Raw genomic sequence first — 21,847 nt, forward strand, 5'->3', positions numbered from 1 at the left:
TCCATTTTTATTTTTATTTACTCAGCACCGAAACATTCTCCCCCGACGGCTGGCTATTAGCCATATCGAGACATTCCTGCAACTGCCTTGCCAGGGGTTGTACGGCCGGTTCCTCAAAGAGCGTCAGATGTTCACCAGGCACGACATATACGCTGAGCCCTCCCAGCGCAATGGCCGTCCACCTTTCAATATGGAAGTTTTTATTAGGATCCTCATTGTATTCACTGCTGCGGATGAGCGTTACCTTTTCCTGACACGGTGCCCAGAAATAGTCCTCATAAAGCCGGCCCAGATGTTCCTGCATTTCCCTTAGCTTCCGGGCCTGAGCCGATTCGGTTAAAACGATCCAACGCTTTTTTAACTTCTCCATTCTTTTAGTTATCTTCTTCCGGACAGCCTCTTTGGCTTCCCTGAAACTGAGACCGACAAAGCGTTTCAAACGTTTCTGCATCGGGGGAATAATTATGGCTGCGGGAATGCGCCGCCCCAGTTCCCTGCCACCTGAGTCCACGATCACCAGTAACGAGATAGATTCGCCCATCTCTCTCAACTGATGGGCTATTTCAAGACATACCGCATTACTGAAGCAGGTACCCAGCAAGGCGTATGGGCCCTTTGGCTGTATACTTTGGATTTCCTTCAGGTAGTCTGAAGCCATGGTTTTTATACTTTCATGATAGGCGCTGACACCATCGAGGCCTACAGGCTGCATGGAGTACACCGGCTGGTCATTATCCAGGTATTTAGAAAGGGCGTGATAGAAGTAGACATGCCCTCCGCCTGCATGCATGCAAAAAATGGGTGGTTTGCTGCCTTTCGTTCGTAAGGGTACCAGGGCCGACCAACTGGGAAATGACCGGTTGCCATTAAGTATTCCGGCAAGGGCTTCGATGGTTGGATTTTGCAGCAATGCAGCCGGTGACAGGTTGTGTTTCAGTTTTTTCTCAATTTGTGCCAATAGCTTCACCGCCAGGATAGAGGTGCCGCCCATCTCAAAAAAGTTTTCAGTGACACCCACCGGACTGCGGCCAAAGAGCTGTTCCCATATTTTGGCCAGTTGTAGCTCTGTGGGGTTTCTGGGGGTTATAAAGTTTCGGCGGCTGCCGTTTTGGGACATAAGGCCCCGGGGACTGCCATTTGCCCGCCATTCCATATCCGAGGTATGCTTTTCTGCGGGAGGGCCTTCGAGACTGTCGAATAATTCGGCTACAGTACCCTCTTCCCGTCCGGGTAATGATCGCAGCAATACCTCGAACTGACTACCTAGCCATTGAGCGACTGTGCCTGAAACCTGGCTCTTTTTGAATTTAATCTCAACGTTCAGCACATTCCCGGGGGCTACAATCACAGTGACCGGGTAAGTAGAGGTTATACCCCCTGAAAGGTCCGTCACTTTGATCTCACCGCTTTCCAGGGTGCTCCATGGAAAATTTTCAAATACAAGCAGGCTATCGAACAACGGCAGTTCTCCGGGCCACCCGATCCACTCGCTGAGCTGATCTAGCGTGTTAAACTCAAAATTCTGCAACTCTGACTGTTGGGACTGTATTTTTTTCAACCAATCAGACAAGGTCATTGATGATTCCCAGTTTATTCTTGCCGGTAATACGTTGGTGAACATACCTGCCACAAGTTCCATATTCGTCAATCCGGTATTACGTCCTGAAACAGTGGTCCCAAAAACCGTATCCCGGGTATTGCCATAGCGGGTCGACAAAAGTCCCCAGCAGCCCTGAATGATGGTTCCTGTTGTTACCTGGTGCCTCCTGGCCAAGGATTGCAACCCGGCTGTACCATCGGCTGAAATTGAAAATGAATGGGTTGAAAATTCGTTGGTTTTCCCTGTTTTTGCCCATTTGTTAGCAAGTAAAACAGGTTTTTTAAAACCTTTGAATTTTTGCACCCAAAAAAGCCTTGCCTGTTCGGGATCCTGTTTTTGCACCCAGTTCAGGTAATTCGAGTAGGAGGGCAGTGGTTCAGGTGAAAATGTTTGCTTTTTACATAAAACATCATAAAATTTAAAAACATCCTTGATAATCAGCGCAGCCGACCAGCCATCGAGTAGTATATGGTGGCAACTCCAAAGCATTTGCCAGGTGCCGGCATTTAGTTTTATTAACGTGATACGCGAGACGGGTGCTTTTGATAAGCGAAAGCCTTGTTCATGGTCTTCCCGGGTGAGCCTGGTGATTTTCTTTTTTTGGGCTTTTGCAGACAATCCTTCCAGATCGTGTGTTGTCCATGGCATAGTGGCCTGAGGGTGGATGATCTGTACAGGTTTCTTTATTTTTTCCCAATGTACTGACGCACGCAACGCCCAATGACGTTGTGTGCACTGCTGCCATGCTTCTCTGAGTAGTTCGACATCTAGTGTCCCTTCCAGTTTACACTTCACCTGAAGAAATCCCTGATCATTACTTTCATGCAGGCTGTGTAACAGCAAGGTTTGTTGCATGAATGTCAATGGGTAAATCGCTTCAACTTTAGGTTTTGACATGGTACTTAATGTTTTATAAATCTATTGCTCCCAACAAATTATCCAGATCGTCCTGATTAAGTCCCGCTTCAGGAAAATCCGATGGTGTGAAACCTCCCGTTTCCGGATTGCCGCAGTGTTCAATGAATTTCAATAGTGTTTTTTCAAAGGCCTGCACCAGGCTGTTTATGGTATCGGGCAGGTGTAATTGCCTGTGGTATCCCCATCGTACTTGCAGTTGGTCATCCTGAATGAATGCATTAATTTCCAATAGGTGAAAGCGTTCACTCTGCGGATGTCGTGTACCTTCTTTTACCTCCTCACCGGTTCCCAAACCACCGGCATTAAATGGTGACAGACTGCCCAGGTAATTAAAAATTATGGGCGGACGATATTGCTTATCCATGTTTTCGTGATTTGGCTCGCAAAGATACCGTAGCATGCCATAGCCAAGTCCACCGCGCGGAATTCGGCGCAGTTGCTCTTTGATTGATTTCAGCATGGTTCCTGCCTCTGCCTCCGGGTTGAACGTCAGTGTTACCGGAAAATAAGCGGTGAACCACCCTACGGTATTTGAAAGATCCATCCCGGGATTCATGGTTTCCCGTCCATGTCTTTCCAGGCCAAAACCAATGCCTGTCGCTTTGGTCCAGTTACCGATTACACGGGTAAGTACAGCCAATAAAAACTCATCCAATTTAGTGTTATAAGCAGCCAGGGCCCCGGACCGCAACTTCCAGGTAGTGGGCGTGTCCAGAACAAAAGTGATTGTGGCACAACCCTCTTCCGTAACAGGTAAATTCGTCTCGAAATCGCATGGGAGTAAGGCAGGGCTTTGACGCTGCCGCTGCCAGAATTCACTTTCATCCGCGGTTTGGCTTTCTTTGGCCATTTTCATAAGATGCATTGACCAGTCTTTGTAAGAAGTTGTTTTACGAGGAAGTGTAACCAGGTTCCCTTTCTGTAGTTGGTTACAGATTGTATGAAGATCTTCAACCAAAATACCCCATGACACCGCGTCTACCAATAAATGATGGGCAAACAGCAGGAACCGGCCGGGTTGTTGCTTTCCACAGTCAAAATAAATCCCCTGAAAGAGCGGTCCTTCTGAAAGAATCAGCCCACTTTGTATGACTTTGGTCTTTTCATGAATGATTTTTTCTTGTTCCGGGAGAGACACATTGCCCAGGTCGATTTTTTGAAAGGCGTCTATCTTTTGCGGTTCGGCAATATAAGCTTGCCACTTTCCGGCGTTTTTTACAAACTGAAGTCTTAGCGCATCGTGGTGTAGTGTTAACCGTTGTATGGCCTCATGCAATAGCTCTGGCATTAAATTGCCGGTGTTTTTGAAGAGCAGGCCCTGATTCCAATGGTGAGGCGCGTGTTGGTGTTCTTCAAAAAACCAATGTTGAATGGGTAAAAGAGGTATTTCGCCGGTAATGGTTTCGTTTTGCACGGGCTTTTTTAAACGATCCTCGACGGTCGGCGCCAGTTGAGCAATGGTCTGGTACTCAAACAAGGCATTGGGCTTTAAAACCATCCCCGCTTTATTGGCTTTTGCTATGATCCGGATACTCAGAATGGAATCTCCACCCATCTCAAAAAAATTGTCGTGAATTCCTACCGGATCAAAATTTAATACCTCACTCCATATCTCCGCTAGTTTTTGCTCTCCGGGGTTACGGGGTGCTACATAATCGGCTTCTGATAACCCGGCGGACTCTTCAGGAGCCGGCAAGGCACGGTTGTCTATTTTTCCGTTAGGAAGCTTTGGAAATTCATCCAGTTGGATGAAAGCAGCAGGAACCATGTATTCCGGCAACCGCTCTTTCAGATGATTACGAAAATCGGCAACGGTCATATGCCCGTCATCGATAATATATGCGACCAGACGCTCCGTATTTTGCCCGTTAGAACCGGGCAAGGTCAAATGCCGGGCTTTAAACCGGTATGCCAGCAAAGCCTTTTGTTTAGGCGATAGCTTTTCAATTCGTTCTTTTAATTCTTCCGGATTCATTTTACCGCTTTAATCACTACCATTGAATTTGCCCACCAGGTATCTTTTACATCATCAGGAACATTCAGTTCAACAATTTCTGCTGAAAAGGACGAAAAATGTTTTAAGATCAATCGTTGATGTTCCCTGCTCAGGGAGTCAATTTCATTGGAAAAATAGGTAAACACACCTTCAGGGCTTAAATGCTTTTCGGCTGTTTCAAAAAAGTGCGCTGCGAAAGTGACACTACCATTCACATAGTTCATGTATTCATCCTCATTCAACGGATAGGTGTGAAAAAAAATTCCATCGAAGCACCCCAAGCCATCCATCACATCTTGCCACAATCCGTGTACCAGTCTGATGTCGCGGTCCTGGTAATTGCCTTTCCATTGATAAAAACGGGCTACAATGGCGTCGTTACATTCAATAATCGTATGAGAGCGCACACGGTGACTTTGGATCATATCTGAAGAAATACCCCTGCCAAACCCTATTTCAAGTATGTCACCCTGGCTTTCCGTGACGATTCCGGCCATGGCCTGCATCACAGGTACCTGCCAGTCTTCCATAATCTCCTGGTCATCCAATATCGCCTGTGTACGGTCGATAAATGTGTTTTGTACCGCCCCCTGAACAAACTTGCCAGCCTGGTGATCCAAGGCCGTCAGGTCTTCGGCAAACTCTTTGATAGCCCTGTTCAGCAAGGCATTCCGTTGCGCGTCTTTGGGCGGGCGGATGAACTGATCATCCTTGATTACCAAAGAAATTTCAAATTTGTCTGATCTTTTAATTCTCCGGGTCATACCTAGTTAATTATTCTTAGACTTCTTCATTTTATCCAGCATAAAATCCAACTCCTTTTCAGAGAGCTTTTCGACGGAATTTAGCAGGCCCTGGGCCTCATCGTTTTCCAGTGCTTCCATACAGGTCACCAACTGTGCTGTATCCACTTCACCGGCATCATCGATGAAAGGTATCAGGGGCCCTCGATGCAACAATACAGCGGCATCCCTGACGCTCTCGAGTTGCTTCAGCGTCTCGTTGATTTCGCTCAATTCAATGCGGAAACCGCGAACTTTGACCTGCTCGTCGACACGTCCCAGAAAATCTACAAGACCGTCCGGACGAAAACGGGCCATATCTCCTGTTTTATACATTTTGGCTTCGGGTTCAGCGGCAAAAGGATTACGTACAAATCTGCCTGCGGTGAATTCAGGTTGATTCAGATAGCCCTGGGCGAGTCCGGCACCTGCTATGTATAATTCACCTGCTACACCGGCGGGAACAGGTTGCTGCCGTTCATCCAGAATGTAAATCCGGGTGTCAGGAACAGGGCGGCCTATGGGTACCGGTCCCTTGCTGTCCTTTGCCCTGACTTCATGAACCATGCACCAGACAGTGGCCTCAGTAGGGCCATACTCGTTATACAGTGTAGCGTTTGTCAGTGTGCCGGCGTGAAGTGCGCATAATGACGGCATACACGCCTCGCCCGCCACAATAACCGTTTGAAGGGAACCAAGATGCTCCGTATCGCCATGTTGCAATACCAACGTGTAAAGTGAGGGGAGCATCAGGGTATGCGTTACCTGATGCGAGGCAATTAAACCCGCCAGCCGGTTGATGTCCTGTTCAATTCGGTTTTCACCTAAAACCAGCAATCCACCTGTACCGAGTGTCCAGAAAATGCCTGCCACCGAACTGTCAAAGGCAAAAGAAGATAATAGTAAAAATGATTGCGGTGATGCAGGGTAATAGGCGAGCCGGGAAAGTGTGGAGTGCAGCAAGTTATCGTGGCTGATGACCACTCCCTTAGGTTTGCCCGTACTCCCTGAAGTATATATCACATAGGCCGGATCATCGCCTGAAACCGGAGTGGGCAGCGCTGACCTTGCCGGTGTATGGGTTGTTTCTTCAAAAGTAAGCAGCCGGACGCTGGGGTCAGAAAAATGTGATGTAAACTTTTCATGTGTTAAAATTAAGGATACGGCTGCATCCTGCACCATAAAGTGTGTTCGCTCTGCAGGATACTCCGGGTCAAGTGGTAAATAGGCGCAACCGGCTTTTAGTATACCCAATATTCCTGTAATCAATTCCACTGAACGCTCAGCATAAAGGCCTACAAGTTTGTTCTTCCCGGTTCTTTTTTCAAGGATGTGGGAGGCCACGGCATTTGCCTTTTCATTAAGTTGTTGATAGGTAAGCCGGCTTTCCTGAAAAACCACTGCCGGATTATCAGGGCTTTTTAGCGCCTGCTGTTCAACCATCTGATGTATAAAAAGCTCATTTTCAGGTATTGCCATGCCGGTGCTGTTCCACACCGTGAGAATTTGATGACTTTCCGGTTCTGTAAGTAGTGGCAGATCTGCGATCGATGTCTCGGGATTTTCCACGATTCCTTTCAACAACACCTGCCAGTGATCCTGCATCCGCTCGATGGTAGCGCGCTCAAAGAGATCCGTCGCATATTCAAAGGTGGCTGACAGTCGGCCATTTTCTTCCCCCATGTGCAGGGTAAGGTCAAATTTGGCTGAACTGGCTTCAAAAGTCACCTGCTCGAATTTTACCTCCGGACCGAAAGATGGCAGGGAAGCAGGCTTGTGATACACAAACATCACCTGAAACAATGGGTTGGCGCTCGTATAACGCTCGGGTTTTAACTTGCTGACTAATGTTTCAAAAGGCACGTTTTTATGGGAAAAGGCCTCAAGCGAAGTTTGACGTACGGCTTCCGGCAAATCAATAAATCTGCTTTCTCCCGATATTTCAGATCGCAGCACCAAGGTATCTATGAAATAGCCGATCAGTTTCTCCAGGGATACCTGATCCCTGCTATTGAAGGGGGTGCCTACGAGTATATCCCGTTGGCCGGAATAGCGATACAACAACACTTTATAGACTGACAGTAAAAATACAAATAGGGTGGTGTCGGTCTTTTTGGTAAGGTCTTTCAGCTTTTCTGATAAATCTGCCGGCAACCATCTGGTGCAAAACCCTCCTTTAAAAGAAGGAATCGCCGGTCTGGAACGGTCTGTGGGTAAATTTAGCACAGGAAGCGTGCCCTGTAATTTTCTTTTCCAATAGTCTAAATCCGAAGGATCGGGCTGCCGGGCCTTTTGCCAGTAAGCATAATCCGCATACTGAACGGCTAATGGTTCCCGGGATATATGATGACCTTGTTGCAGCGCGTTGTAGAACAGCGCCCACTCATCCCTTAATATGCCCAGAGACCATTCATCGGTAATGATATGATGCATGGTGACAATGGCGAGGTAATCATCCGGCGCCATACGTACCAGACAAAGACGGGTCAGCGGTCCGGTAGCAAGGTCAAACGGCCGGCCGGCTTCTTGGGCAATAAGCCGTTGCACCTCGTTTTTATGCCCTGTGGCCTCTTTTTGCCTATCTATCGAACTTATATCGATATCAGCGCCCATATCTTTTACCTGGATGGCTTCACCTTCTGTGATCCTGACGGTTGTACGCAGGATATCATGACGGTCAACTACCATGCGGAAGCTTTGTACCAGGTTTTCGGTATTCAACTTACCTTTAAACCGAAAGGCTTCGGTATAATTGTAAAATGGGTTATCAGGGTAAAGTTGCTGTAAAAACCATAACTTTTGCTGCCCGGAAGAAAGGGGAACCGGTTTGTCCTCCGGATGGCGTGTAATGCCTTTTTGGGTTTCCTGTGCCTTATTAAGATTCAACCACCTTTCCAGCAAGGAACCTTTATTTTCGGATGATTCATTTTTTATTGCCATGACTGCCTATTTTCAGTGCTAAACAAAGGCAGCGATTGCCGCAAAAACTGTCTAAAGGAACTCATTAAATCTTTCAAAATACTAAATTAAAAAGCCAAAAACAAATTTGCCCAACAGCAGATCCACTTCAAAAAACCGCTCGGTAAACCAGTAAAGGGATATCAAAATAAGCAAAACCGAACCTGAGAACAGGAATTTGGGGTAGAGCTTCAGGTTACGCAGTAAATAAAGAACGGGAAATATAAGACATATAATGACCACCTGCCCAATTTCCACACCCAGGTTAAAACCAAACAAAGTTAAAGTAAGGTAATGGCTTCCCAACCCTATTTCACCTAGCACACTGGCAAATCCGAAACCGTGAAAAAGCCCAAAACCAAAAGCAATAAGCCAGTCATTCCCTTTAAAAATCGGATAAATATTGTGCAATGCCGCCAGGGCGATCGACAGGGCTATAATCGACTCAACGATACGGGAGGGCAGGCTGAAAATGTCCAGCGCTGCAAGACTGAGGGTGATGGTATGAGCGATGGTGAAGCAGGTAACGATCTTAACGATGTAGATAAATGCTGGCTTAAAGTTTTCCACAGGCCTCCAGTGGCTGCTGATGCCTGATAGAAAGCCATTTTGCGGTACTGTTGCCAGCGCCAGCTTTTCTTCCGTTATCAGCCGCCTGAGTACGGAAGGAAGTATCAGTGCCAGTAAGAACAGGATATGATCGATGCCTATCCATATATGGTGTATGCCTAAATTAACCATCATGGCAAACCCCTGAAACAGAGACCCTTCAGCGATGGCCAGCGTTCTTTCGCGATCGTTGGCATCAAAAATGAGTGAAACCATGGCCTCATTATTAATTACCCCTGCTTTCCAATGTTCGGCAATCACAATCAGCCCCTGATGGGTAGGGTCTTCGTCAAACAAAATCTCATACCGGATATCCAGGTTATCCGGCACCCGGGTGAGTCCTTCAAGGCTAAAATGCAGTTGCACATAGTTGCCCAGGCTACCCCCGTCAAACAGGGTAGTTTTGATAAACCGGATCGTGTGGGAACCGTCTGCAGAGCTGAAAGCGATTTTTTTCAGGACATAGTCTTCGATCTGCGGCAAGTACGGCGACAGTTCCTCCAGCGACATGTCTTGCGTGAGTCCAAGGTGCAGTACCCTGTTAATGTCATCGGTTGTAATTTCTACAATGCCGTCTATTTCATTTTCATAAATATAAAAGAAAATATAGCTTTGGTTGGGTGCATGGGCCTGTACATATACAGGCACCGTAAATACAAATAAACCGGTAATGGCAAGATAGATGAATCGTAATTGCTTCTTCATTTTAATTGGGTTAATCTTAAAAAAACAAACTGGCCAAACAATAGCTTCACAGGTTTTATCATCAGCTTCGATTTGTAAGCCAAAAACAATTTTTTAACGGAGATGTTCTATTCCGGGTTTTAATCGGCGCTGCCGCCCAGGCAGCAGAAATATGTACAAAATTTATTTAAAATAGGATTAAATATATTATATTAGATGGAAAAAAGTTCCAAATTCCGAATTTTTCTTTTTGGTTAAAGCAATCGCCAGATCATGAGATTTAACAAGCGAAAAACAATAATTCTGTCCGGCAGAGATGTCCGGGATATTGTGCAATACCATGGTATTCATGAAGTTATGGACATGTTGATTACCCGGATGTCGGTGGCTTTCGAGACCTTTGATCCGGAAAGTACGATCATTCCCGCCCGGTCCGGATTTAGCTATAACTCCCCTGAAGCAGGTCTTGTCGAATGGATGCCGCTGCACGGAAAAGGTGGCAAAGTGATGATCAAAGTGGTAGGTTATCATCCCAACAATCCGGATAAATATAATCTACCTACCATTTTGTCAACATTGTCAGCTTACGATACGGCTACAGGACACCTCCTTGGGTTAATGGACGGTGTCTTGCTAACTGCGCTGCGTACGGGTGCGGCATCGGCAATTGCCAGTGTTTTGTTGGCTGATCCGGATAGCAAAGTACTGGGACTGATCGGTTGCGGCGCACAATCCGTCACACAACTCCACGCCTTGTCCCGCCGGTTTGCATTTGAAACTGTCTTAATATATGATGTGGATAAGGACGCCACTTCATCTTTTAAGGACCGTTGTTCGGCGCTTGAGCTGGATTTGGAAATTATTCCGTCGGCAATCGCTGAAATGGTTAACTCGGTGGATATACTCTGCACAGCTACCTCCGTGGATGTGGGTAAGGGGCCCTTATTTTCAGACCTGGATACCAAACCCTCTCTGCACATCAATGCTGTGGGTGCCGACTTCCCAGGCAAGGTGGAGCTGCCGCTCAAACTTTTGGAAGATAGTTTCGTGTGCCCGGATTTCAGGGAACAAGCTGTGATGGAAGGGGAATGTCAGCAATTAGCGCCGGCAAAAATAGGCCCCGGGTTGGCAGAAGTTGTGCAACACCGAGAAGCATACACCCCTATTCAAAAGCAGCTAAGCGTGTTTGACTCTACAGGATGGGCCCTGGAAGACCAGGTGGTTATGGAGCTGTTTCTGGAGTATGCCAGAGGGCTGGGACTGGGACAGGAGGTTGAAATCGAATTTATGCCTGAGGATGCCAAGAACCCCTATCATTTTATCGATGTGCTAAGTGCAGTGAGCGGTAAGGGCATTTAAATGCCAGGATGAGAATGCATAGACATCACGTTCGACCTACGCAAGTACAAGGCACCAAGCGGGGTGAAATTTTTTCTGAAAATCCCGGCCCATAACCGGGAGATGCGAAAGGCGTTCATGTTTGCTGAAACTGAATAATTGATTGATTTTGCATAATTTCCATAAAAAATTGTATTAAAAATGTGGAATAATTGTATAATTATGGTTATTATTAGTGTTACTTTTGAACTCTTAAGATACCTTATCGTTAAGTTAACCATGAAAACGGGCTGAGCAGCTATTAGGGGACATCTGATCTGTCAGACAGAAAGAAGTTATTGAAGCAGGACTTTCAACTATCAAACCGGGTGCTGCCCGTACAGGGTATTAAGGATCGGAACAAAAAATTGTAATAATTAAAACCTAAGTAAAACCTGTATAAATATGAGATTTATTTTTACTGCTGTTATTATTTTTGTTATCCCTTATTTCCTCTATGGACAGGCCATCGAAGGCTCGGTGTCTGACTCCGGAAAACTTCCCATCGAGGGAGCCTATGTGATCCACGTTGCATCGGGAAAGCATGCGCACACGAATGAACTCGGTAAATTTTCTATTGAACCGGTGAAAGCAGGGGATACACTGCTGGTCAGACATCTTGGATACAAGAGTATGAAGATTGCCATTGAGAATTTGTCACTGGAATTGGATATTATGCTTTCGGAGACTTCGTTCCGGCTCGATGAAATCATGGTCACACAAAGTGTCAAGGCTGTTAACCTTATTGCTGATATCAACACGGAACTGTATCCTGTAAATTCGTCCCAGGAGATTTTACGGAGGGTGCCCGGTTTATTTATCGGGCAACATGCAGGTGGTGGCAAGGCAGAACAGATATTTTTGAGGGGTTTTGATATTGACCATGGAACAGACGTAGCTATTGATGTTGATGGATTACCGGTCAATATGGTTTCCCATGCGCATGGTCAGGGCTATGCTGACCTGCACTTTTTGATTCCTGAGACTATTGAAAAAATTGACTTTGGCAAAGGACCGTATTATACCGATAGAGGTAATTTTGCGACAGCAGGCTATGTCAGTTTTAAGACAAAAGACCGGTTGGAAAACAGCTCTGTGAGTGTTGAGGCTGGAAATTTTAATACTTTTCGCACCGTGGGATTATTAAAGCTGGCACAATCTGAGCATCATGATGCCTACCTGGCCGGAGAATTTTTGAGATCGGACGGACCTTTTGAGTCATCCCAGGATTTTGACCGAATCAATGTAATGGGCAAATATACCGTTCGCTTTCATAACCTGGACAGATTATCCCTGCTGGTTTCACATTTTGCCAGTGAGTGGGACGCTTCCGGTCAGATCCCGCAACGTGCCGTTGATTCCGGCCTTATTACCCGGTTTGGTGCTATCGACGACACCGAAGGCGGTGAGACCCACCGCACCAACGTGATGTTGAAATACATGAAAAGTTTTAACGACAGAAGCTTCATCAAAAATAGTCTCTATTATTCGGCCTACGACTTCGAACTGTTCTCCAATTTTACTTTTTTCCTCAATGATCCTGTCAATGGCGATCAAATCAGGCAAAGGGAGGAGAGAAACTTATTGGGATTAAACAGCGAATTCAATCATTATTTTGAAATCAACAGAATCGAAGCACTGATGCAGGCAGGTGCGGGGTTCAGATATGACAACAATGATGATGTGGAATTATCCAGGACACGCAACCGGGAGACTACACTTGAGAACATCCAGTTGGGCGACGTGGATGAAACAAACGCTTTTGCCTACCTTAACTTTGAGTTTGACTTAGGGCCTTTGTTGATAAATCCGGGTATCCGGTTGGATTATTTTGATTTTAAATACAAGAATAGCCTGCTTTCGACCGATAATAATGAACGGGATTTAACAAAGTCTATACTAATTCCCAAATTGAATTTTATCTATAATTATAACGAAAACGTTCAGTTTTTCCTGAAATCGGGCATTGGCTTCCACTCCAATGATACCCGGGTGGTTATTCAGGGTGAACGGTCAGTACTCCCGGCAGCGTACGGAAGTGATTTAGGGGCTACCTGGAAACCTGTGCCTAATTTGATAGTAAACACAGCTTTGTGGTATTTGGCTCTGGATCAGGAGTTTGTGTACGTGGGTGATGAAGGAATTGTTGAGCCCAGTGGAAAAACCAGGCGCCTGGGGGTAGATTTTGGGTTTCAATATCAACTTTTGGATTGGCTATTTCTTAACGGGGATGTTAACTATGCCTATGCCAGGAGTGTGGATGAGCCCGGGGGACAGCGATACATTCCCCTTGCTCCGGATCTGACAGCCATGGGCGGTTTTAGCGTCCGGAAGGACGATTTTTCCGTCGGCTTACAAATGCGATATATCAAAGACAGGCCTGCCAATGAAGATAACAGCATTGTGGCCGAAGGCTATTTTATTACGGATTTGAATGCTAATTATCAATGGAAGGCGTTTACTTTTAGCGCGATCGTGGAAAACCTGTTTGATCAGGACTGGAACGAAACACAATTCGCTACAGAGTCGCGACTGGATTTTGAGACGGAGAGCGTGGAAGAAATTCATTTTACCCCGGGTTTCCCATTTTTTCTGAAAGGAAGAATCAAATACCGGTTTTAACTATCAACCATGTTTCCCGGTATCCAACATCTTTTCCTTTCGGTATTAAGGGCTTCGGAACACAATAAAGATTACTATAAAGTATTTACCAATGGATTTTTCCTGGTCGAAAGAGCAAACAACATATCGTGAGCGCATCATCCGGTTTGCGGAGGAAACGCTGAACGAAGATCTGGTGGAGCGGGACAGGCAGGGACAGTTTTCGAGCGATCTTTGGCGAAAATGCGCCCAATTCGGTATTCAGGGCATGGCAGCGCCTGCAGCGTACGGTGGACAAAAGGAGGAAATCGATATACTTACCGCCATGTTGGCCATGGAGGGATTTGGCTATGGCTGCCGTGACAATGGCCTGGCGCTGGCATTGAATGCCCAGATGTGGACTGTGCAGATCCCTGTGGTTCAGTTTGGTACCGAGGCTCAGAAAGAAAAATATCTCAGGCCTTTTACTACCGGAGAAAAAATAGGGGCCCATGCCTTGACAGAGCCTGAGGCAGGTTCTGATATACTAAACATGAAAATGACTGCTGAAAAGTGTGAAGGAGGTTATGTACTCAATGGGGAAAAGCGTTTGATCACATTGGCTCCGTTGGCGGATGTGGTTTTGGTTTTTGCCAATGTCAATCCAAAACTAGGGAGGTGGGGCGTTTCTGCTTTTCTGGTGGAAAAAGGCCCGGAATCTTTTACCACCAGTCCTACCCGGGACAAGATGGGTATGAGGACCGTACCTTTTGGTGAAATAAGGTTTGACAATTGTTTTGTCCCCGAGGAAAATCGACTGGGGGGAGAAGGAGCCGGTTTTAGTATTTTGAACCATTCTTTGGAATATGACCGGTGTTGTATCCTGGCCAGTCAGCTCGGTGCCATGGAGCGTCAGCTTGAACAGACGGTCAAATATGTTCAGGAGCGGCAGCAGTTTGGAAAACCTATCGGACAATTTCAGTCGGTTTCCAACAGAATTGCAGATATGAAACTCCGCCTGGAAACATCCAGGTTGTTGCTATACAAAGTGGCCTGGCTGAAAAATACCGGTAAACCTGCCACACTGGAAGCAGCGCTGTTGAAGCTGCAGCTCAGCGAAGCTTTTATCGAATCCAGCCTGGATGCGATTCGTAGTTTCGGTGGAAACGGCTACCTGACCGATTTTGAAGTGGAACGTAACTTAAGAGACGCGGTGGGCGGCGTGCTTTATGCCGGCACCTCGGATATTCAGCGGAATATTATCGCTAAGTGGCTGGGTTTATAAAGTAAAAGACTGTGACTGCTTACATGAAGATGAATTATTTACTCCCTCATTCGATTGAACAGTCTGCCGAAAGGTTTCCGGAACAGGATGCCTTCAGGTGCGGCAATAACTATATATCCTATAAGGATTTATCGCACAGGACAAATCAATTGGCCCATTTACTTGTGGAACTGGGTGTTAAAAAGGGTGACCGGGTTGGAATCTACCTCCGACGGAGTCTGGAATCTGCGATTGCGGTCTATGGTATCATGAAAGCCGGTGCTGCTTATGTTCCGCTGGACCCGGATGCACCTGAATCGCGAATACGTTTTTTACTGCAGGACTGTGGCCTTCAACATCTGATTACAGCCCATTCACTAATCAAGGCGCTCAAAGAAGTATTCACTGAAGGGGTAAAGCTGCAATCAGTTATTGGCATCGACGATGAACTGCCTGTCCGGACCATTTCCTGGCACGAGGTAGCACAGTTACCTGCTGACCATGGACCACAGGTGCGAATTCTGGAGCAGGATCTTGCCTACATTATGTACACCTCAGGTTCAACAGGTGTACCCAAGGGTATTATGCACTCGCATTACAGTGGTCTAAGCTATGCCAGGCTATCTGCACAACTGTATGGCCTCGATGCTTCCGACCGCATAGGCAATCATGCCGCGCTGCATTTTGACATATCTACCCTCGGCTATTTTTCATCACCCCTTGTCGGGGCCACAACGGTCATTATCCCCGAGGCACATACAAAAATGCCTGCCAGCATGACGCAACTGATGGAGAAAGAAAAATTAACCGTCTGGTATTCCGTGCCCCTGGCTTTGGTGCAGTTGCTTAGTCATGGACTTCCGGATCAACGTGACCTCAGTACGATCCGGTGGGTTTTGTTTGGCGGTGAGCCTTTCCCCTCCAGGCACCTGAAGAAATTGATGGCGCATTGGCCACAGGCGAAATTCAGCAATGTTTATGGCCCGGCCGAGGTCAATCAGTGTACCTACTATCACCTGCCCGCACCGCCTGAAACCGGCGTGTCGATACCCATTGGCCGGGTCTGGGATAATACTGAAATATTGATCGTAGACCAGGACAATACCCCTGTAGCCGCCGGTGAGCCGGGTGAGCTGCTTGTGCGGTCGGCAACTATGATGAAAGGTTATTGGAAACAGCCATCACTTACAGAGAAGTCGCTCTACGTGTCCCGCGATCAGGGATTCGAAAAAGTGTATTACAAAACCGGAGACCTTGTCAGACGCAACGCTGAAGGGGAGCTGATGTTTTTAGGACGAGAGGACAGACAAATCAAAACCCGCGGATACCGGGTCGAGCTCGATGAAATTGAAGCGGTGATATTGGGGCATGAGGCGGTAATGGAGGCTGCGGCTTTTGGCGTTTCCAATGCTTCGGAGGGCCTGCTGATAGAAGCCACTGTGATCCTGAAAGAAGGTGAGACTTTAGAGGAAGCAGATCTATTCAACTACCTTGGGCTTTATTTACCATTATATGCCCTGCCGCGTAAAATAAATTTTGTGCTTTCTTTACCTTATACAACCACCGGGAAAATTGATAGGACTAAACTGCGGGAAACCGCTGAAAATTTTAAAGAAAAAGAATTTTAACATGCGTGAGGTTTTAATAAATTACATAGAGCAGCAATTACTCAGTGGAAGGGCCGGGTTGAAAGTGGACCCAAAAGATGACCTGATGGGAAGTGGTTTGATAGATTCTATGGGAATGATGCGCTTTGTACGGTTTATCGAAGATCATTTTGACCTACAAGTGCCACCCGAAGATCTGGTTATTGAAAACTTCATGACCGTAGAGGATATTGATAATTATTTAAAAAGACGTAAATCGGATTAAAGCAGGTAGTATCTGTGGTCATCGACCAAACATCAAATAAAAATAACTCCCCGTAGCGCGAGCGGACGTGGGTGTTGCACAATTTAAGACTGTGCTTGTATTTTTATTGTATAGCCGAAAACCTCTGTGCCTCTTGGTGTCTTCGTGGTGAAAAAAGGTTAACCACGAAGACACCAAGACACAAAGAGGCACAAAGAATTTTGTTGAGAACGTTGTGCGACAGCTAAAGGCTGGCGCCAGGTTAAGTATTAAGTTTATAGGAGAGAATAAAGTAAAAAACGGATGAATGAGCAAGAGACAACTTCAATCGATTCAAATCTGACGCAAAGCCAGTTATTGCTCTGGACGGGGCAAAAGCTGAGCCCGGAATCTCCGCTTTACAACATGGTATTAACCTTTGAGATACAAGGTGAGCTGGATATTTCGCGATTTCAATTGGCGTTTCAGCGGTTGGTTGATCAAAGTGATGCGCTGAGAACCGTTTTCATGGAAGAGGACGGGATGCCTCGGCAACGGGTGCTTTCAGCATTTAACTACCTTCCTGAGATGCTCGACTGGTCGGATCCCGGCAGGTCGGCAGAAGATGACGCCTCCTGGTTTTCGAATCAGAATTGCATCAGGTTTGATCTTTCGAAGCGGTTGTTTACCTCAGTGCTTATCAAAAAGTCCGATCGTCTCTGGATCTGGTATTTGAATCAACACCACCTGATCACCGATGCCTGGGCAGTGTCTGTCCTGTATCGCAGAATGGCCGTTTTGTATCATCACCTTGGTGCCGGAACACCCGGGAAAGCTCCGGCGTTACCCCTTTATAAAGATTACCTGGCTTATGAAAAAAATCTCCGCTTTGCCGGCCAAAATAAAAAAGTTACCGCGTACTGGGATGTCATTCAGGCCAAACTGCCACAATCCCCCGGGTTATATGGCCATAACTCCCCTGTGGTAACCACGGAAGCGACAAGGGTTACCCTGGAACTTGGCGCTGAGCGTTCCGGGCTTCTTCGCCGTTTAACGAAGGAAAGGGATCTGCGATCGTGGACCCAACACCTCTCACTTTTCAATATTTTTACATCGGTGCTGTTTGCCTACCTGTACCGGATCAGTGCTCAAACCAAACTTGCCATCGGAACCCCCACGCACAACCGGACAACAGCCGATTTCAAAGAAACACCCGGGGTATTTATCGAAGTGCTGCCCCTCATAGCGGAAGTTCGGCCTGACGATACCTTTAGCTCGCTGCTTCAACGTGTCAGGACAGAAGCCAGTGAATTCCTGATGAATGCACAGCCCGGTACTGCCACGCCCGCCCTGAGCCAGGGTTTTAACGTGGTGCTGAATTATATCCATGCTACTTTTTCAGATTTTGACGGCATCCCTGTCAAATCAACGTGGCAGCATCCGGGCCATGTAGACCCAAGACACCATCTACGGCTACAAGTACATGATTTCGAAGAGCAGGGTAGCATCCAACTCCACTTTGACTTAAATCATGATGTGTTTGACAAGGGCCAAAGACAACAGGTGCCCAATCACTTTTTGAAACTGTTGGATGCATGCATCGAAGACCGGTCCCAACCTCTTGGAAAGGTGGCGCTGCAAGACTGTGAAGAATGGGATGAAATGCCCGGAAATTTTGGTCAACCGGATGTTGCGGGACCAAGTACAGTGGTGGATCTGTTTCAAAACCAGGCCGCCTTATCTCCTGATGCCGAAGCTGTTATCTATCAGAATAAATCATTGAGCTACCGGGATTTAGATGAAAAATCAAACCAACTGGCGCAGTATCTCCGCCAACAGGGAATCGCCAAAGGGGAAAGGCTGGCAATTTACCTGCCGAGGACTCCTGAGTTTGTAATCAGTGTATTGGGAACATTAAAAGCCGGTTGCGCATTTATTCCTGTTGCTTCTCATAATCCTTATCGACGGGTTCAACAAATACTCGACTCAGCCAAACCTCGCCTGGTTCTGACCTCCGATAGCCTGGCGGATGTCATATCGGATTCGGGAATTCCAATAGGTAAGGTGGATAAAGCATGGCAAGCCATTGCTAAAGAAAAGTCTATCATTACTGAAGCCGGTCCGACACCGGATATGCTGGCTTACCTCATGTTTACTTCCGGGTCTACGGGAGAGCCCAAAGGTGTCATGATTAAACATCAGTCTCTTGTCCACTATGCCCAATGGGCAAAAGAAAAATATGTCAACCATGAAAAACCTGTATTTCCCCTGTTCACCTCTACGGGTTTTGACCTGACAGTGACTTCTCTTTTCGTGCCGTTGATTTCCGGAGGTAGTATTGCCGTGTTTAGAGAACCTGATACCGGTCCTGACCTGTCACTTTTAGAAGTAATTGAAGATAAAACAGTCAACATTATCAAGCTTACACCGGCCCACCTGGCACTCATAAGGGACAAAGATCTCACGGATACTCCTATAAATACCATCATCGTGGGAGGTGAAGCACTCAGATCGGATCTCGCCGCATCCATTGCCGGATCCCTCCATGCTCCAACACGTATTTTTAATGAGTACGGTCCGACCGAAGCGACTGTCGGTTGTGTAGTGCATGCGTTCGACACCCATGTCGATACACAGGTATCCGTACCTATCGGTAAACCAATTCCCAATATGCAGGTTTACGTGCTGGATGATCATCAAAACCGGGTTCCACAAGGTGTTCCCGGTGAATTGTATCTGGCCGGGGCAGGGTTGGCAGATGGTTACTGGAACGATCCCGGATTAACTGCTGAGCGTTTTGTCAACAATAAATTTGTTGCCGGCTCCCGCATGTACCGTACCGGTGATATGGCAAGGATGAATCAGCGAGGTGAACTGGAATTTTTGGGCCGGATTGACCATCAGGTAAAAATCGGGGGCATCCGGGTAGAGCCGGGTGAAATTGAAGCAGCTTTGCGCACGCATCCGGGCATCGGAGATTGTGTGGTTATGCTGCAAGCCCACCCGGGAGCATCAGCCACTGATGAAATCAGCTATTGCATTCGTTGCGGTCTTCCTTCCAACTATCCCAATGTAGTCTTTGATCATACCGGAACCTGCGCTTTATGCCTTTCTTTCGATACCTATCAGGAAAAAGCAAAACAATATTTCAAGACACCACAGGAACTCCATACATTATTGACGCCCACAGAAAAAAAAGAGCCGACAGGCTATGATTGCATGATGTTGCTGAGTGGGGGAAAGGACAGCACCTATGCCCTGGCCCAGTTGGTGGAAATGGGAGCAAATGTGCTCGCATATACCCTCGACAATGGTTATATTTCCGAAGAAGCAAAAGCCAACATCACCCGGGTTGCTGAGCATCTGGGTGTCGATCATATCTATGGGACCACACCTGCCATGAATGCAATTTTCGTGGACAGCCTGAAGAGACACAGCAATGTTTGCAATGGGTGTTTCAAGACGTTGTATACCTTAAGTACCCAGGTAGCCCTGGAAAAAGGGATTCCCTTTATTGTAACAGGACTTTCCAGAGGGCAGTTTTTCGAGACAAGATTGACCGAAGAGTTGTTTTGGAAAGAAAATGTGGATGTTCAGGGTATCGACGAGATCATTCTGAATGCGCGAAAAGCCTATCACCGGGTAAATGATGCAGTGAGTCAGCATTTAGACACATCTATGTTTGCTGACGACCAGGTCTTTGAAAAGGTGCAGTTTATTGATTTCTACCGGTACAACAACATAAGCATGGATGAAATGATGCAGTATCTGGAGCAGCATTTACCCTGGATCCGGCCATCAGACACCGGCCGCTCCACCAATTGCCTGATCAATCAATTGGGGATTTTTGTGCACAAAAAGGAACAGGGATACAGCAATTACGCCTTCCCTTACAGTTGGGATGTACGCCTGGGGCATAAAACCAGGCAAGGTGCCCTCGATGAGATCAACGAAGAGATAAATACTGAAGAGGTACACCGCATGATGCGCGAGATCGACTATACGGATACAGATCGCCATCCGGAGGATGAAAAACACCTGGTGGCTTTTTACACCACATCCTCCGGAGTTTCACAATCAGAGATTAGAAGCCACCTGGCCGGACGATTACCTGAATATATGATCCCTTCCTATTTCAGATATCTGGAAAGTCTGCCGCTAACAGCCAATGGCAAGATAGATCGCAAGGCCTTGCCTGGTCTGCACGTCGAGCAGCCCGTCATGGATGTTCCGTATGTAGTGCCTGAGACAGAGGTGGAAGCAGTGCTTGCCGACATATGGACTGAAGTGTTGCAGGTCAACCGAATTGGCATCGACGATAATTTTCTTCATCTTGGAGGAAACTCCCTTTCAGCCATACGTATTGTTGCCCGTATTGAAGACAGCCTGAAACTTCAGCTTCCGGTGAACCGTATTTTTGAGAAGCCAACCATTTCAATCCTTGCGGCAGATATTGAAGCAACGATAGTGGCTATGCTCGAAGCCCATAAAAAACAGGCATGATACACATTTTATTTACTTTTTGTGATAAAAAACTCGAAGATGAGATTTTTGAATACCATCTCGCTCGTCTCCCCGAACCCATGCGTCGACGCATCAAAAAGTACAGACGATGGGAGGACGCACACTGTGGCTTATTTGGAAAACTACTACTGATCGAAGGGCTTAAAAAGTATGGCATCGACGAAAAGAAACTGAAAGACATGCTGTATACATCTTACAGCCGTCCTTATCTCAGAGAGGTGGTTGATTTTAATATTTCACATTCAGGTAATGGCGTAGTCTGCGCCCTCAGTGAAGACTGTACGGTAGGCATAGATATTGAAGAGATCAAACCGCTGGACATCGAGGATTTCAGGCGGCAATTCACCAACCGGGAATTAACCCTTATGCGAGAAGCTGAGGATAAGTACCATGAATTTTACCTCTGGTGGACCAAAAAAGAGGCAATTATCAAGGCTGACGGAAAAGGCTTAAACATCCCTCTCAAAGCAATCGACTTTCCGGGCGAGGGACTGGCGGAAGTCAATGGCAGAAGCTGGCAAATCCGGGAGATCCCCTTGCGTGATCAATATTGCTGTCATCTGGCTTTTGCTGGTAAACCCAATGTGCCGGTACAAGTTGAGCCATACAGCATCGGTAGTCCAATCGACCGGTAAAAACAAATCAGAAACCATGCTATGACTGGTTGCGAGGGTATCCTCCTTTCAAATGACTGGAACATTTATTACATTTATAAAGCTACCTGT

General features: G+C 46.7%; 12 protein-coding genes. 7 read left to right on the forward strand and 5 right to left on the reverse strand.

Features of this window, described 5'->3' with window-relative positions:
- Positions 1 to 13 precede the first annotated feature (13 nt).
- From AC04NP_RS07910 to AC04NP_RS07930, 5 genes are all read right to left on the reverse strand, one after another.
- Complete coding sequence (locus AC04NP_RS07910; RefSeq protein WP_482859005.1) at positions 14 to 2,497, reverse strand: condensation domain-containing protein; 2,484 nt, start codon at positions 2,495 to 2,497, stop codon at positions 14 to 16.
- A gap of 13 nt (positions 2,498 to 2,510) precedes the next feature.
- On the reverse strand, positions 2,511 to 4,493 hold the full coding sequence (locus tag AC04NP_RS07915) for a condensation domain-containing protein (RefSeq protein ID WP_482859007.1): 1,983 nt from the start codon (positions 4,491 to 4,493) through the stop codon (positions 2,511 to 2,513).
- Positions 4,490 to 5,278 carry a class I SAM-dependent methyltransferase gene (locus AC04NP_RS07920; RefSeq protein WP_482859008.1) on the reverse strand — a complete coding sequence of 263 codons (789 nt, stop codon included), beginning with the start codon at positions 5,276 to 5,278 and terminating at the stop codon, positions 4,490 to 4,492. Before AC04NP_RS07920 ends, AC04NP_RS07915 begins: the two co-directional genes overlap by 4 nt.
- A 6-nt stretch (positions 5,279 to 5,284) precedes the next feature.
- Positions 5,285 to 8,236 (reverse strand): non-ribosomal peptide synthetase, encoded by a 2,952-nt coding sequence (locus AC04NP_RS07925; protein ID WP_482859009.1) that lies wholly within the window; start codon positions 8,234 to 8,236, stop codon positions 5,285 to 5,287.
- Between the two features lie 81 nt (positions 8,237 to 8,317).
- Positions 8,318 to 9,568 carry a HupE/UreJ family protein gene (locus AC04NP_RS07930; RefSeq protein ID WP_482859010.1) on the reverse strand — a complete coding sequence of 417 codons (1,251 nt, stop codon included), beginning with the start codon at positions 9,566 to 9,568 and terminating at the stop codon, positions 8,318 to 8,320.
- Positions 9,569 to 9,820: 252 nt separating this feature from the next.
- On the opposite strand from AC04NP_RS07930, the gene AC04NP_RS07935 reads away from it, so the two are divergent.
- The 7 genes from AC04NP_RS07935 (at position 9,821) to AC04NP_RS07965 (ending at position 21,757) form a co-directional block, all read left to right on the forward strand.
- A complete protein-coding gene (locus tag AC04NP_RS07935; RefSeq protein WP_482859011.1) occupies positions 9,821 to 10,906 on the forward strand; it encodes an ornithine cyclodeaminase family protein in 1,086 nt (361 codons plus the stop codon).
- A 423-nt stretch (positions 10,907 to 11,329) separates the two neighbouring features.
- Entirely contained in the window at positions 11,330 to 13,546 is a 2,217-nt protein-coding gene (locus AC04NP_RS07940) for a TonB-dependent receptor (protein WP_482859013.1), read from the forward strand.
- 91 nt (positions 13,547 to 13,637) lie between these two features.
- Positions 13,638 to 14,789, forward strand: a complete 1,152-nt coding sequence (locus tag AC04NP_RS07945; RefSeq protein ID WP_482859015.1) for an acyl-CoA dehydrogenase family protein — start codon at positions 13,638 to 13,640, stop codon at positions 14,787 to 14,789.
- A 23-nt stretch (positions 14,790 to 14,812) separates the two neighbouring features.
- The gene (locus AC04NP_RS07950; protein WP_482859017.1) at positions 14,813 to 16,396 is read left to right on the forward strand and encodes an amino acid adenylation domain-containing protein; all 1,584 of its coding nucleotides are present in this window, start codon (positions 14,813 to 14,815) and stop codon (positions 16,394 to 16,396) included.
- Position 16,397: 1 nt separating this feature from the next.
- Entirely contained in the window at positions 16,398 to 16,640 is a 243-nt protein-coding gene (locus AC04NP_RS07955) for an acyl carrier protein (RefSeq protein WP_482859019.1), read from the forward strand.
- Positions 16,641 to 16,922: 282 nt separating this feature from the next.
- Complete coding sequence (locus tag AC04NP_RS07960; RefSeq protein WP_482859021.1) at positions 16,923 to 21,101, forward strand: amino acid adenylation domain-containing protein; 4,179 nt, start codon at positions 16,923 to 16,925, stop codon at positions 21,099 to 21,101.
- Positions 21,098 to 21,757: a 4'-phosphopantetheinyl transferase family protein gene (locus AC04NP_RS07965; protein ID WP_482859023.1), complete on the forward strand. Its 660-nt coding sequence runs from the start codon at positions 21,098 to 21,100 to the stop codon at positions 21,755 to 21,757. Before AC04NP_RS07960 ends, AC04NP_RS07965 begins: the two co-directional genes overlap by 4 nt.
- Positions 21,758 to 21,847: the final 90 nt, after the last annotated feature.

Source organism: Agaribacillus sp. DX54 (genome assembly GCF_056858335.1).

What these genes read in the sequence shown, in the direction of transcription:
- AC04NP_RS07945 (WP_482859015.1), top strand. Translation starts at nt 13,638, where the DNA reads ATGGATTTTTCCTGGTCGAAAGAGCAAACAACATATCGTGAGCGCATC.
- AC04NP_RS07935 (WP_482859011.1), top strand. Translation starts at nt 9,821, where the DNA reads ATGAGATTTAACAAGCGAAAAACAATAATTCTGTCCGGCAGAGATGTC.
- AC04NP_RS07925 (WP_482859009.1), bottom strand. Translation starts at nt 8,236, where the DNA reads ATGGCAATAAAAAATGAATCATCCGAAAATAAAGGTTCCTTGCTGGAA.
- AC04NP_RS07950 (WP_482859017.1), top strand. Translation starts at nt 14,813, where the DNA reads ATGAAGATGAATTATTTACTCCCTCATTCGATTGAACAGTCTGCCGAA.
- AC04NP_RS07960 (WP_482859021.1), top strand. Translation starts at nt 16,923, where the DNA reads ATGAATGAGCAAGAGACAACTTCAATCGATTCAAATCTGACGCAAAGC.
- AC04NP_RS07910 (WP_482859005.1), bottom strand. Translation starts at nt 2,497, where the DNA reads ATGTCAAAACCTAAAGTTGAAGCGATTTACCCATTGACATTCATGCAA.
- AC04NP_RS07955 (WP_482859019.1), top strand. Translation starts at nt 16,398, where the DNA reads ATGCGTGAGGTTTTAATAAATTACATAGAGCAGCAATTACTCAGTGGA.
- AC04NP_RS07915 (WP_482859007.1), bottom strand. Translation starts at nt 4,493, where the DNA reads ATGAATCCGGAAGAATTAAAAGAACGAATTGAAAAGCTATCGCCTAAA.
- AC04NP_RS07920 (WP_482859008.1), bottom strand. Translation starts at nt 5,278, where the DNA reads ATGACCCGGAGAATTAAAAGATCAGACAAATTTGAAATTTCTTTGGTA.
- AC04NP_RS07940 (WP_482859013.1), top strand. Translation starts at nt 11,330, where the DNA reads ATGAGATTTATTTTTACTGCTGTTATTATTTTTGTTATCCCTTATTTC.
- AC04NP_RS07930 (WP_482859010.1), bottom strand. Translation starts at nt 9,568, where the DNA reads ATGAAGAAGCAATTACGATTCATCTATCTTGCCATTACCGGTTTATTT.
- AC04NP_RS07965 (WP_482859023.1), top strand. Translation starts at nt 21,098, where the DNA reads ATGATACACATTTTATTTACTTTTTGTGATAAAAAACTCGAAGATGAG.